At 72.0% G+C, this 12922-nt stretch carries 13 protein-coding genes; 10 read left to right on the top strand and 3 right to left on the bottom strand.

What is annotated here, in order from left to right; all coding sequences use genetic code 11:
* The first annotated feature begins 12 nt into the window (after positions 1-12).
* Both ACXNSR_RS11495 and ACXNSR_RS11490 read left to right on the top strand, forming a co-directional pair.
* Positions 13-954: an ROK family glucokinase gene (locus tag ACXNSR_RS11495; RefSeq protein ID WP_382549805.1), complete on the top strand. Its 942-nt coding sequence runs from the start codon at positions 13-15 to the stop codon at positions 952-954.
* Positions 955-1046: 92 nt separating this feature from the next.
* Positions 1047-1796, top strand: coding sequence for an endonuclease/exonuclease/phosphatase family protein (locus tag ACXNSR_RS11490; protein ID WP_458641972.1), 750 nt, complete (start codon positions 1047-1049; stop codon positions 1794-1796).
* 205 nt (positions 1797-2001) lie between these two features.
* Here the strand turns inward: ACXNSR_RS11490 and ACXNSR_RS11485 are convergent, their stop codons facing one another.
* Entirely contained in the window at positions 2002-2598 is a 597-nt protein-coding gene (locus ACXNSR_RS11485; RefSeq protein WP_458641971.1) for a hypothetical protein, read from the bottom strand.
* A complete protein-coding gene (locus ACXNSR_RS11480) occupies positions 2591-3370 on the bottom strand; it encodes an alpha/beta hydrolase (RefSeq protein WP_030010357.1) in 780 nt (259 codons plus the stop codon). The genes ACXNSR_RS11485 and ACXNSR_RS11480 overlap by 8 nt, the downstream gene beginning before the upstream one ends.
* 170 nt (positions 3371-3540) lie before the next feature.
* On the opposite strand from ACXNSR_RS11480, the gene ACXNSR_RS11475 reads away from it, so the two are divergent.
* The 6 genes from ACXNSR_RS11475 to ACXNSR_RS11450 all read left to right on the top strand — a co-directional run bounded on the left by ACXNSR_RS11475 (position 3541) and on the right by ACXNSR_RS11450 (position 8869).
* Positions 3541-4272 carry a lysophospholipid acyltransferase family protein gene (locus ACXNSR_RS11475; RefSeq protein WP_458643272.1) on the top strand — a complete coding sequence of 244 codons (732 nt, stop codon included), beginning with the start codon at positions 3541-3543 and terminating at the stop codon, positions 4270-4272.
* Positions 4273-4310: 38 nt separating this feature from the next.
* Positions 4311-5528, top strand: coding sequence for a MacS family sensor histidine kinase (gene macS / locus ACXNSR_RS11470; RefSeq protein ID WP_458641970.1), 1218 nt, complete (start codon positions 4311-4313; stop codon positions 5526-5528).
* Positions 5525-6232 carry a response regulator gene (locus ACXNSR_RS11465; protein ID WP_458641969.1) on the top strand — a complete coding sequence of 236 codons (708 nt, stop codon included), beginning with the start codon at positions 5525-5527 and terminating at the stop codon, positions 6230-6232. Before macS ends, ACXNSR_RS11465 begins: the two co-directional genes overlap by 4 nt.
* A gap of 166 nt (positions 6233-6398) precedes the next feature.
* Positions 6399-7427, top strand: coding sequence for a 6-phosphofructokinase (locus ACXNSR_RS11460; protein ID WP_458643271.1), 1029 nt, complete (start codon positions 6399-6401; stop codon positions 7425-7427).
* 68 nt (positions 7428-7495) lie between these two features.
* On the top strand, positions 7496-8491 hold the full coding sequence (locus ACXNSR_RS11455; protein WP_458641968.1) for a 2-hydroxyacid dehydrogenase: 996 nt from the start codon (positions 7496-7498) through the stop codon (positions 8489-8491).
* 75 nt (positions 8492-8566) lie between these two features.
* Positions 8567-8869 (top strand): hypothetical protein, encoded by a 303-nt coding sequence (locus tag ACXNSR_RS11450; protein WP_458641967.1) that lies wholly within the window; start codon positions 8567-8569, stop codon positions 8867-8869.
* On the opposite strand, the gene ACXNSR_RS11445 is transcribed toward ACXNSR_RS11450, so the two are convergent.
* Positions 8866-10770 (bottom strand): anthranilate synthase family protein, encoded by a 1905-nt coding sequence (locus ACXNSR_RS11445; protein ID WP_458641966.1) that lies wholly within the window; start codon positions 10768-10770, stop codon positions 8866-8868. The genes ACXNSR_RS11450 and ACXNSR_RS11445 overlap by 4 nt on opposite strands.
* Before the next feature lie 340 nt (positions 10771-11110).
* On the opposite strand from ACXNSR_RS11445, the gene ACXNSR_RS11440 reads away from it, so the two are divergent.
* Together ACXNSR_RS11440 and ACXNSR_RS11435 are read left to right on the top strand one after the other, a co-directional pair.
* Positions 11111-12466, top strand: a complete 1356-nt coding sequence (locus tag ACXNSR_RS11440; RefSeq protein WP_150257096.1) for a class II 3-deoxy-7-phosphoheptulonate synthase — start codon at positions 11111-11113, stop codon at positions 12464-12466.
* 183 nt (positions 12467-12649) lie between these two features.
* A complete protein-coding gene (locus ACXNSR_RS11435; protein ID WP_382515398.1) occupies positions 12650-12907 on the top strand; it encodes a (2Fe-2S)-binding protein in 258 nt (85 codons plus the stop codon).
* Positions 12908-12922: the final 15 nt, after the last annotated feature.

The raw sequence follows: 12922 nt of genomic DNA, 5'->3' as shown, positions 1-12922 counted from the left end.
ACCGAGGGACTAATGGGACTCACCATCGGCGTCGACATCGGCGGCACGAAGATCGCGGCCGGCGTGGTCGACGAAGAGGGCACGATCCTTGAGACGTACAAGGTGCCCACCCCGCCGACCGCGGACGGAGTGACGGAGGCCATCTGCGCCGCCGTCTCCGAGGTCAGCAGCAACCACACGATCGAGGCCGTCGGCATCGGCGCCGCCGGATACGTGGACGACAAGCGCGCGACCGTACTCTTCGCGCCCAACATCAACTGGCGGCACGAGCCGCTGAAGGACAAGGTCGAGCAGCGCATCGGCCTGCCCGTCGTCGTCGAGAACGACGCGAACTGCGCGGCCTGGGGCGAGTACCGCTTCGGCGCCGGCCAGGGCCACGACGACGTCATCTGCATCACGCTCGGCACCGGCCTGGGCGGCGGCATCATCATCGGCAACAAGCTGCGGCGCGGACGCTTCGGCGTCGCCGCCGAGTTCGGGCACATCCGGGTCGTCCCGGACGGCCTGCTGTGCGGCTGCGGCAGCCAGGGCTGCTGGGAGCAGTACGCCTCCGGACGCGCCCTCGTCCGGTACGCGAAGCAGCGCGCCAACGCCACCCCCGAGAACGCGGCGATCCTGCTCGCGCTCGGCGACGGCACCCCCGAGGGCATCGAGGGCAAGCACATCAGCGAGGCCGCCCGGCAGGGCGACCTGGTGGCCATCGACGCCTTCCGCGAGCTGGCCCGCTGGGCCGGCGCGGGACTGGCCGACCTGGCCTCGCTGTTCGACCCGTCCGCCTTCATCGTCGGCGGCGGGGTCTCGGACGAGGGCGACCTCGTCCTCGACCCGATCCGCAAGTCCTTCAAGCGCTGGCTGGTCGGCGGCGCCTGGCGCCCGCACGCGCAGGTCCTCGCCGCGCAGCTGGGCGGCAAGGCCGGGCTCGTCGGAGCGGCCGACCTGGCCCGCCAGGGCTGAGCCCGCTGCACGACGGGTTCGCCCTCATTTACGTGCGTACCGCCCGCCGCGCCCCCTGGGGGAGCGGCGGGCGGCTGCGTATCTTGCGGAGCATGGACCAGCTGCCGAAGTCCCGTACGGAGCCCGACGGTTCTGCCGTGATCCGGGTGCTCAGCTACAACATCCGCTCCCTGCGCGACGACGAGGAGGCGCTGGCCCGGGTCATCCGGGCCTGCGAACCCGACCTCGTCCTCGTGCAGGAGGCCCCCCGGTTCTTCCGATGGCGCAAACACGCGGCACGGCTGGCCGCCAAGTGCGACCTGGTGGTGCTGGGCGGGGGCGCGACGGCCGCCGGGCCGCTGCTGCTCTGCTCACTACGGGTCTTCGTGGAGCGCACGGAGGACGTCCTGCTGCCGCGCACCCCCGGCCTGCACCGCAGGGGCTTCGCCACGGCGGTGGTCCGGATCGGGGGCGTCCGGGTGGGCCTGGCCTCCCTGCACCTCTCGCTCCAGGCCGCGGAGCGCCGCGCCCACGCGGAGCTGCTGCTGGACCGGCTGGCCGCCATGGACGTGCCGTACGCGATCGCCGCGGGCGACCTGAACGAGGGCCCGGAGGGGCCGGCGTACGGGCGGCTGGCCGCCGAGCTGCAGGACTGCCGGGCGGTGGCCCCGTGGGGCGGGGGACCGACCTTCCCGGCGCAGGCACCGGACCGGCGGATCGACGCCGTGTTCGCCACGAAGGGGGTGGAGGTGCTGGCCTGCGGTGTCCCTGCGGGGCTGGCGGGCGTCTCGACCACGGACCTGCGCTCGGCGACGGACCACCTGCCGGTGCTGGCGGCCCTGCGTCTGGCCGCTGCGCCGTAGCCGGGCGATCCCGGGGGCGCGGCGCCGTTGCCGGGGGCTCCGCCCCCGGACCCCCGCGCCTCAATCTCCCCCAGCTACCGCTGGGAGGTGCCCCCTGGCGAGGCTGTATTCGGCTGATGCCGTCCCCTCTGGTGCCAGGAGGGCAATTTCGGCGCCGCCGGCGTTTGAGGCGCGGGGGCTGGGGCGGAGCCCCAGGCCAGGCCGGTCAGACGACCGCGCCGCGGCCCGGGTCGTCGTCGTCATCCTCGTCGCCGGTCGCCATGCGGGCGACCAGCGTGGCGAAGCCGCCCAGGAAGCCGCCGATGCCCAGCGTCGTCAGCCACCAGGTCATCTCCCACTGCAGGAGCACCGCGAGCAGCAGCAGTACCGGGCCGCCGACGACCGCCAGCCACGCGAACTTCGACGTCGTGTCCGCCGGCGGGAGCTCCGGCTCCGGGGGGACGAAGTGGCCCTCCTCCGCAGCGGTCAGGTCGTCGTCCTTCGGCTCCGCCGGCGAGTGGTCCCGGGGACCCGACATGCCCACGCCCGGGGCGAAGACCACGGAGCTGCCCAGCGCCGCCGGAGGCCCCGGGTCCGCTTCCGGCTTCGGGTCCGGCTTCGGATCGGCCTTCGGGTCCGCTCCGGACTCCCCGGGCAGCGCCTTGACGTCCTCCTCCGGCAGGAGGAGGTTCTCGATCGGTCTGAACGGCCGGGCCCCCGGCGGGTCCGGCGGCTCCTGCCCGTACCCGGCGACGATCGCCGCCCACGCCGCTTCCTCGTCCAGCGGCGGAACCCCGCCCGACTGCTCCTCGTGCTCAGCCACCGGCCTCCGCCCCCTCCCTGCCCACGCTCTCCGCCAGGCGGCCGATGAACGCATAGCTGTCCGCGAAGATCCGCTCCGCGTCATGGTCCAACGTCGCGACGTGGTAGCTCTGTTCCAGCAGGGTCTCGGTGACGTCCGTCGAGGAGACCCGGGCCAGCACCCGCGCGGAGTCGACCGGCGGAACGACATGGTCCTGCGGGCTGTGCAGCAGCAGCATCGGCTGCGTCACCTGCGGCAGCTCGGCGTCCACGAGCTGCAGGAACTTCTTCAGCGAGTGCGCGGCCCGGGTCGGGACCCGGTCGTAGCCGACCTCCTCCGAGCCCGGCTTCGCGATGTCGCTGGCGATGCCCGGCGTCGACCGGATGAGGTGCTTGGTCACCGGGAGGGTCACGGCGAGCGGGTCGTGCACCTTGTTGGCCGGGTTGACGAGCACGATGCCGCTGATGGCGTCCCCGTGCTTGGCCGCCAGCCGCAGGGTCAGCGCCCCGCCCATCGACAGCCCGAAGACGAACACCTGCTCGCACCGGTCCAGCAGCTCCCGCAGGGCGCGGTCGACCTCGGCGTACCAGTCCTGCCAGCCCGTGAGCTGCATGTCCTGCCAGCGCGTCCCGTGGCCGGGCAGCAGCGGGAGCGACACCGTGAGGCCCCGCCCGGCGAGGTACTCGGCCCAGGGGCGCAGGGACTGCGGGGAACCGGTGAAGCCGTGGCAGAGGAGGACGCCGACCTCTCCGCCCTCGTGGCGGAACGGCTCGGCTCCAGGGAGGACGGGCACCAGGGTCTCCTTGATCATGATGTACGTCGGGTGGGTGCGTTGCTCTGTGTGACTTCACCGTACGCGACCGGGGTGGCACCGGCCAGGGTCGTCGGGCCCCTGCCGGTGTAGGCACGGGATATGGTCTGTTCGACAGACACAGGAAGGCATTCGAGTTGATCTACGGCGCAATGAAGTTCTCCATCGGCGGTTCACTGAAGCTCGCATTCAGGCCGTGGGTGGAGGGCCTCGAGAACATTCCCGCGGAGGGGCCGGCGATCCTCGCGAGCAACCACCTGTCCTTCTCCGACTCCTTCTTCCTGCCGGCGGTGCTGGACCGGAAGGTCACCTTCATCGCGAAGGCGGAGTACTTCACCTCCCCCGGGGTCAAGGGCAAGCTCACGGCCGCCTTCTTCAAGGGCGTCGGCCAGCTCCCGGTGGACCGCTCCGGCGCCCGCGGGGCCGGCGAGGCCGCGATCCAGAGCGGCATCAAGGTCATCGAGGCCGGAGAGCTGTTCGGTATCTACCCCGAGGGAACGCGTTCACCCGACGGACGCCTCTACCGCGGCAAGCCCGGCGGCCTGGCCCGCGTGGCCCTGGCCACCGGAGCGCCCGTGATCCCCGTGGCGATGATCGACACCGAGAAGATCCAGCCGCCCGGCAAGGTGGTCCCCAAGCTGATGCGCCCGGGCATCCGGATCGGCAAGCCGCTGGACTTCAGCCGCTACCACGGCATGGACAACGACCGCTTCATCCTCCGCTCGGTGACCGACGAGGTCATGTACGAGATCATGAAGCTCTCCGGCCAGGAGTACGTCGACATCTACGCGACGGCGGCCAAGCGCCAGATCGCCGACGCCGAGAAGGCCGCCAAGGCCGCCAAGGCCGAAAAGGGCGAGAAGGCCGACGGCACGTCGGAGTAGCTGCGCGTGGGCGGTACCGCCCACGAGGGGTGGGGGAGATGGCGAAACGCGAACGCGTCGTACGCATGTCGGTCGAGCAGCCGCTCTGGCGCGCCCTGACCGCCTACCGGCTGCTGACCATGGTCTACGCCGTGGCGCTGTTCGCCGTCGCGCACAAGGAGTTCCCCCGCCCCGGGGTCGCGATCGGCTACCTCGCCGCCCTCGCCGTCTGGACCCTCGCCACCTCCCGCAAGGTGGCGAACGCCGCCAGCTGCACCAAGGGCTTCCTCGTCGCCGACCTCACCGTCGCGATCGTCGGGATCGCGCTCACGCCGGTCGCCGACACCCAGGCGCGGATCCACGCGGGCGGCAGCACCCTCCCCACCATCTGGACGGCGGGCGCGGTCCTCGCCTTCGCCATCAAGGGCGGCTGGCGCTGGGCGTGTTTCGCCTCCACCTTCGTGGCGGCCGCCAACCTCGCCATCCACACCGGCACGCCGACCCGGGACACCCTGCACAACGTCCTGCTCGTGTGGGTCGCCTCCGTGGCCATCGGCTACGTGGTCGAAGTCGCCCGGGCCAGTGAGAACACCCTCGCCCGCGCCCTGGAGATCGAGGCGGCCACCCGCGAGCGCGAGCGCCTCGCCCGCGACATCCACGACGGGGTCCTCCAGGTCCTCGCCATGGTCCAGCGGCGCGGCAGCGAGCTGGGCGGCGAGGCCGAGGAGCTCGGCCGGATGGCGGGGGAGCAGGAGGTGGCGCTGCGCACGCTGGTCTCCAGCGGGCTGGTGCAGCCCTCCCGGGTCTCCCACGACGAGTCGCGCGGCGCGCTGGTGGACGCGTACGAGGTGGACGAGCCGGGCGCCGAGGACGGCGAGCTCGACCTGCGCACGCTCCTCGCCCCGCACGCCGGGTCCCGCGTCAGCTTCGCCGAGCCGGGCACCCCGGTGCCGCTGCCGGTGCCGGCCGCGAAGGAGCTGGCCGCGGCGGTCGGCGCCGCCCTGGACAACGTGCGCAAGCACGCCGGGGAGGGGGCGCGGGCCTGGATCCTCGTCGAGGACTGGGGCGACGAGGTCATCGTGACCGTTCGCGACGACGGCCCCGGCATCCCGGCGGGCCGGCTCGACCAGGCGGCGGGCGAGGGCCGGATGGGGGTGGCCCTGTCCATCCGCGGCAGGCTGCGCGATCTCGGCGGCAGCGCCGACCTGGTGTCCGTTCCCGGGCAGGGCACCGAGGTGGAACTGAAGGTACCCAGGGGGAGGACGGACAAGAGATGAGCGAGCGCACCGACGTGAACGACCCGAACAGGCCGAACGAGCTGCACGACATAAGGGTGATGGTCGTCGACGACCATCCGATGTGGCGGGACGCGGTCGCCCGCGACCTGGCCGCGGCGGGCTTCGACGTCGTCGCCACGGCGGGCGACGGCCCCGAGGCGGTCCGCCGGGCCCACGCCGTCACGCCCGACGTGCTGGTCCTCGACCTCAACCTGCCCGGCATGCCGGGCGTGCAGGTCTGCAAGGAACTGGTCGGCGCCAATCCGGCGCTGCGGGTCCTGGTCCTGTCGGCCAGCGGTGAGCACGCGGACGTCCTGGAGGCTGTGAAGTCCGGCGCGACCGGCTACCTGATGAAGTCCGCCGGCGCCCAGGAGCTGATCGACGCCGTCCGCCGCACCGCGGCCGGCGACCCGGTCTTCACCCCGGGCCTGGCCGGGCTGGTGCTCGGCGAGTACCGGCGCCTGGCCACCGACCCGCTGTCGGCCGCCTCCGACGAGCCGAAGGCCCCGCAACTGACCGACCGCGAGACCGAGGTGCTGCGGCTCGTGGCCAAGGGGCTGTCGTACAAGCAGATCGCGGAGCGTCTGGTCATCTCCCACCGCACCGTGCAGAACCACGTCCAGAACACCCTGGGCAAGCTGCAGTTGCACAACCGGGTGGAGCTCGTCCGGTATGCCATAGAACGCGGCCTCGACGACGCGTAGCACCCGCCGGGGGACGTCCCGCACCGCCCGTCGATCGTACTTACGTCCTCGTACGAGTGAACGGGTGTACACAACGCCTCACGATTCCACCGGAATTGCGCTCTCCAAGCCCCTTGATGTGACCTGGGTCACCACTAGCGTGACGGTCATGGCGATTGGAGATTCCATGAAGGTCGGAGTGCTGACCGGCGGCGGCGACTGCCCCGGGCTCAACGCGGTGATCAGGGCCGTCGTCCGCAAGGGCGAGCAGGAGTACGGCTGCGGGTTCGTCGGGTTCAAGGACGGCTGGCGGGGCGCGATCGAGGGGCGCACCGTCCCCCTCGACATCCCCGCCGTCCGCGGCATCCTGCCCCGCGGCGGCACCATCCTCGGCTCCTCGCGCACCAATCCGTTCAAGACGGAGAACGGCGTGCGCGACATCAAGGAGAACCTCGCGAAGTACGAGGTGGACGCGCTCATCGCGATCGGCGGCGAAGACACCCTCGGGGTCGCGGCCCGGCTGTACGAGGAGTACGGCGTCCCCTGCGTCGGCGTGCCCAAGACCATCGACAACGACCTGTCGGCCACCGACTACACCTTCGGCTTCGACACCGCCGTCGGCATCGCGACCGAGGCCATCGACCGGCTGCACACCACGGCCGAGTCCCACATGCGGGTCCTGGTCGTCGAGGTCATGGGCCGCCACGCCGGCTGGATCGCCCTGCACTCGGGCCTCGCGGGCGGTGCCAACGTCATCCTCGTCCCGGAGCAGCGCTTCGACGTGGACGAGGTCTGCGCCTGGGTGACCTCCCGGTTCAAGGCCAGCTACGCGCCGATCGTGGTGGTCGCCGAAGGAGCCATGCCCAAGGACGGGGAGATGGTCCTGAAGGACGGCACCCTGGACTCCTTCGGCCACGTCCGGCTGTCGGGCGTGGGCGAGTGGCTGGCCAAGGAGATCGAGGCACGGACGGGCAAGGAGGCCCGTACGACGGTGCTCGGGCACGTCCAGCGGGGCGGCACGCCGAGCGCCTTCGACCGGTGGCTCGCGACCCGGTTCGGTCTGCACGCGATCGACGCGGTGCGCGACGGGGACTTCGGGAAGATGGTCGCGCTCAGGGGGACGGACATCGTCCGGGTGCCGATCTCCGAGGCGACGTCGAAGCTGAAGACGGTGGATCCCGCGCTGTACAAGGAGGCCGGAGTCTTCTTCGGCTGAGCGGCGGCCCGCCACCATGGGCCGTATCGTGACGAACGGCCCATGGTGTCGAGGTGCGGGGAGCGGGCGTGGAGATCCTGGCATTCGGAGTGACCGCCGACGAGAAGCCGCTCCTGGAGCAGGCCTTCGCGGACACCCACGACGTCCGCTGCCTGGAGGTCTTCCTGGAGGAGGACACCGCGCCGATCGCCGCCGGGTACGAGATCGTCTCCTCCAGCGTCAACGCCGACCTGAGCGGCCGGGTGCTGCGGATGCTGGCGGCGGGCGGGACGAAGATGATCACCCAGCGGTCCACCGGCTTCAACAACATCGACCTGGACGAGGCCCGGCGCCTCGGCATGACGATCGGCCGGGTCTCGTACTACTCGCCCTACGCGGTCGCCGAGTTCGCCTGGGCCCTCGCGATGGCCGTGAACCGGCGGCTCGTGCGGGCGACGACCCGGACCCGGGACTTCGACTTCCGGCTGAACGGGCTGATGGGCCGGGACTTCCACGGCCGCACTGTCGGCGTGCTCGGCACCGGCAAGATCGGGGAGGCGTTCACCCGGATCGCGCACGGCTTCGGCATGCGCCTGCTGGGCTGGGACGTGGTGCAGAACCCGGCCTGCCTGGAGCTCGGCATGACGTACGTGGACAAGGACGAGCTCCTGGAGTCCTCGGACCTGATCAGCCTGCACGTACCGCTGCTGGATTCCACCCGGCACCTCATCGACGCGGCCGCGCTGCGCCGGATGCGGGACGACGCGATCCTGGTGAACTCCAGCCGCGGCGGGCTGATCGACACCGAGGCCCTGGTCGACGAGCTCCGGGCGGGCCGCTTCGAAGGCGTCGGCCTGGACGTGTACGAGGCGGAGGCCGGCGTCTTCTTCATGGACAAGTCGCTGGAGGCCGTCGAGGACGACACCCTGGCCCGCCTCGTCACCTTCCCGCACGTCGTCGTGACCTCCCACCAGGCGTACTACACGACGGACGCGGTGGGCCAGATCATCGACGCCACCGTCGCCAACGTGGCCGACTACCTGGCGGGCCGCCGCTCCGAGAACACCCTGGTCCCGCCCGAATAGGACACGCCCCCGGACTTCCGCCCGCGTTCACCTCCCGTCCATGACGGAGGGCGGCGGAGCGCCTATGTTCGCACCGTGGACATACCCGACTGGATCCGCTGGATCCTCTTCGCCTTCGCCTTCGTGCAACTGCTGTACGTCTACCGCGCCGCGCACCTGGCGCGCCGGGCCGAGCCCGGCCGGCGGACCGGCGCATGGCTGGAGGTCGCCGACCACGCCGTCGGCATGGTGCTGTCCCTCGGGCTGGCACTCGGCGCGGTCTCCGTCCTGCTGTTCGGGGCCCCGGTGATGCTGGCGATCCTGTCGTGGCAGGGGCTCCGGTCCGTCCGCGCCCGCCGGGCCGCGGGGGCGGCCCCCGCGCCCGGAGGCGGAGCCTAGGAAGCGGTCCGGACCCCGGCCGTGACCGCCGCGAGGAGCTCGCGCAGCAGGTCCGCGCCGCGCAGGGTGAGGACCGACTCGGGGTGGAACTGCACGCCCGCGAAGCCCCCGGCCGGGGACCGCAGGGCGTGCACCTCGCCCGTCCCGGGGTCGCGGGCCACCTCGACCCCCTCGGCGGCGAGCCGCGCGGCCAGGGCTCCCTCGCAGTGCGCGGTGTACGTGTTGTAGAAGCCGACCACCTCCTCGGCCCCGAAGAAGTCGATCCGGGTCTGCGCCCCCTGGGCCGGTTCCGCCTTGCGGACCAGCGGGAGGCCCAGCTCGGCCGCCAGCAGCTCGTGCCCCAGGCAGACCCCGAGCAGACCGTGCCGGTGCCCGGCCAGCAGCTCGGCCGTCAGCGCGCGCAGCATCCGCATCCTGGGGTCCGCGGCCTCGGCAGGGTTGCCCGGGCCGGGGCCCAGGACGACCGGGCCCGCCCAGGCCAGGGCCGCCGCCCGCAGCCCCGGATCGTCGTAGCGGCGTACGGTCACCTCCAGCCCGGCCACCCTCAGGACGTGCGCCAGCATCGCCGTGAAGGTGTCCTCGCCGTCCACCACCAGCGCATGGCCCGCCGGCCCGGCCGGCCGCTCCTGCATCCGCAGCCAGAACGGCGCCAGGTCCTTGCGGCGCGCCGCGAGGGCCGCCCGCACCCGAGGGTCGTCCGCCAGCCGGACCCCCTCGAAGGCCGGGCGCGGCGCGGCCGGCCGCACCCCGAGCGCCGCCAGCACCCCCGCCGCCTTCGCGTGGGTCTCGGCCACCTCGCCCGCCGGATCCGAGTGCCGGACCAGCGTGGCGCCCACCGGCACCCGCAGCGTGCCGTCCGCCGCGATGTCGGCGGTGCGGATCAGGATGGGGGAGTCGAGGGTCTGCGCCCCCGCGGGGTCCACGCCCAGCAGGGCCAGTGCGCCCGCGTAGTAGCCGCGCCCGCCCGCCTCGTACCGCTCGATGACCCGGCAGGCGTTCTGCACCGGCGATCCGGTGACGGTCGCCGCGAACATGGTTTCGCGCAGCACCTCCCGCACGTCCAGCGAGGACCGGCCGCGCAGCTCGTACTCGGTGTGCGCGAGGTGGGACATCTCCTTCAGCCGCGGTCCGACGACGACCCCGCCCATGTCGCCGACCGTGCACATCATCTTCAGTTCCTCGTCGACCACCATCGAGAGTTCCTCGGTCTCCTTGCGGTCGGCGAGGAAGGCCAGGAGGGAGTCGGCCGTCGGCCCCCCGGCCGGATGGCGGTAGGTGCCGCTGATCGGATTCATCACGACCGTCCCGCCGGACATCCGCACGTGAACCTCCGGGCTGGCCCCGACGAGCGTCCGCTCCCCGGTGTGGACGACGTACGTCCAGTAGGCGCCCCGCTCGCCCTCCAGCAGCCGCCGGAACAGCGCGAGCGCGTCGGCCCGGCCGAAGCCGTCGATGCGGCCCCCGTAGGTGCGCCGGATGACGAAGTTCGCGCCCTCGCCGCGGCCGATCTCGTCCTCGATGACCCGCCGGACCGTGGCCGCGTACTCCTCGTCGGCCACGTCGAAGCCGCCGCCGTCGACCCGCACCGGACGGTCCGGCAGTGCGGCCAGCGCCTCGGCGAGCGGGATCTCGTACGCCTCCTCGGCGACCAGCACGCTCAGCGGGGTGCCGTCGTCGCGTACGTCGAAACCGCGCTCCCGGATCTGCCGGAAGGGGACGAGAGCGAGGGCGGGCAGCTCGCCGACGGGCAGGTCGGCGAGGTGCTCGACCTCGCCCACCTGCCCGATCAGCACCTCGACGGTGTCGTGGTCGCGGCCGGGGGTCCGCCGGCGCAGCAGGGCGAACGGCGGACCGGCGGGATCGAGCAGTCGGCTCAGTCGGTCGGGTCGGCTGGGATTCATGGGATGGAGCGTCCTTCCGGCGGGAGGAGCGGCCCCTGGGATCCGACAGCGTGGTCGAAAACGCGGAAGGCCGCCCCTCGGGGCGGCCTTCGCGTCGTGCGTGTCTTCAGGTACGCGCGAGAAGTGGGCCGCCGGGAGCGGGCCACCACCAGTTCTGGTTCGAGTGCGCGTACATGTGGGGCACCTTAGCCCAGACCGGCCCCGCGGGGCAGGATCTGTCTCACGACGCGAGCTGAACCATGGATTCCGTTCCGCCGGGCGTCCGCGACCTTTGAGCTGGTTCGTCTCACGTTGTGGGCGGGGGGCCGGACGCGGCCTGTGACGCCGTAATGTGTACGAGGTGACCGTGAACGCTGAAACCCAAGCCCCCGCCGCCAAGGCGACCTGGCGAGACCTTCCCGCGGCGCAGCAGCCTTCGTACCCCGATGCCGAGGCTCTGCGCGCTGTCGTCGCGGACCTCGAGTCGTATCCTCCCCTCGTCTTCGCGGGTGAATGCGACCAGCTGCGTGCCCGTCTGGGAGCCGTCGCCAAGGGCGAGGCGTTCCTGCTCCAGGGCGGCGACTGTGCCGAGGCCTTCGACGGCGTCTCCGCCGACCACATCCGCGCCAAGCTGAAGACGCTGCTCCAGATGAGCGCCGTCCTGACGTACGCGGCCTCCGTGCCCGTCGTCAAGGTCGGCCGCATCGCGGGCCAGTACTCCAAGCCGCGCTCCAAGGACACCGAGACCCGCGACGGCGTCACCCTGCCGACCTACCGCGGCGACTCCGTCAACGGCTTCGCCTTCACCGAGGAGGCCCGGGTCCCGGACCCGGAGCGCCTGAAGCGCATGTACAACGCGTCCGCCTCGACGCTCAACCTGGTGCGCGCCTTCACCACCGGTGGCTACGCCGACCTGCGCCAGGTGCACGCCTGGAACCAGGACTTCGTGAAGTCCTCCCCGTCCGGCCAGCGGTACGAGCAGCTGGCCCGGGAGATCGACAACGCGCTGAACTTCATGAAGGCCTGTGGCACCGACCCGGCCGAGTTCAAGGCCGTCGAGTTCTACGCCTCCCACGAGGCGCTGCTGCTCGACTACGAGGGCGCGCTGACCCGCACCGACTCGCGCACCGGCAAGCTGTACGACACCTCCGGCCACATGGTCTGGATCGGTGAGCGCACCCGCCAGCTGGACCACGCGCACATCGAGTTCTGCTCGCAGATCGCCAACCCGATCGGCATCAAGCTCGGCCCCACCACCACGGTGGACGAGGCGCTGACGTACATCGACCGCCTGGACCCCGAGCGCGAGCCGGGCCGGCTGACCTTCGTCGTCCGCATGGGCGCCGACAAGGTCCGCGACAAGCTCCCCGAGCTGGTCGAGAAGGTCACCGCCTCCGGCGCGATCGTCGCCTGGGTCACCGACCCGATGCACGGCAACACCTTCGAGGCGGCCTCCGGCCACAAGACGCGCCGTTTCGACGACGTGCTCGACGAGGTCAAGGGCTTCTTCGAGGTCCACAAGGCCCTCGGCACCCACCCGGGCGGCATCCACGTCGAGCTCACCGGTGACGACGTCACCGAGTGCGTGGGCGGCGGCGACGAGATCTTCGTCGACGACCTGCACCAGCGCTACGAGACGGCCTGCGACCCGCGGCTCAACCGCAGCCAGTCCCTGGACCTGGCGTTCCTCGTCGCCGAGATGTACCGCGACCAGTAGGGATCAGTCAGTAGCTTCGTACGACAGTGGGGCGCGGATCGATGTGATCCGCGCCCCACTGTCGTATCCAGGGCTTTTAGGCCACCCTAACTTTGGGTACGGTTAGGTAAGCCTCACCGAAACGGGGATGGCTCGCCGCAATCGCTGAACCGCTGAACCATTCCGCCCTGGGAGGTGAACCGCGTGTACGTCTGCTCTTGCTTCGGTGTCACCGACAAGCAGGTCAAGGAGCACGCGGCCGCCGGGGCCTGCACCCCGCGCCAGATCGCCTCGGCCACCAAGGCCGGCACCGACTGCGGATCCTGCGTGCGCACCATCCAGGGCATCCTCGGCCGTGGGGCCTGCCCCCGCCGGGAGTTGCTGGAGAAGGGCCAGGGCGCGGCCGTGCTCGCCGCGGAGCCGGGTTCGGCCCGCTCGGCGGAGCTGGCGGAAGCGGCCTAGCGCCCGATCGGCCCG

The sequence above is a fragment of the Streptomyces sp. NC-S4 genome (assembly GCF_054353315.1).
This window is presented reverse-complemented; position numbering and strand designations above follow the sequence as displayed.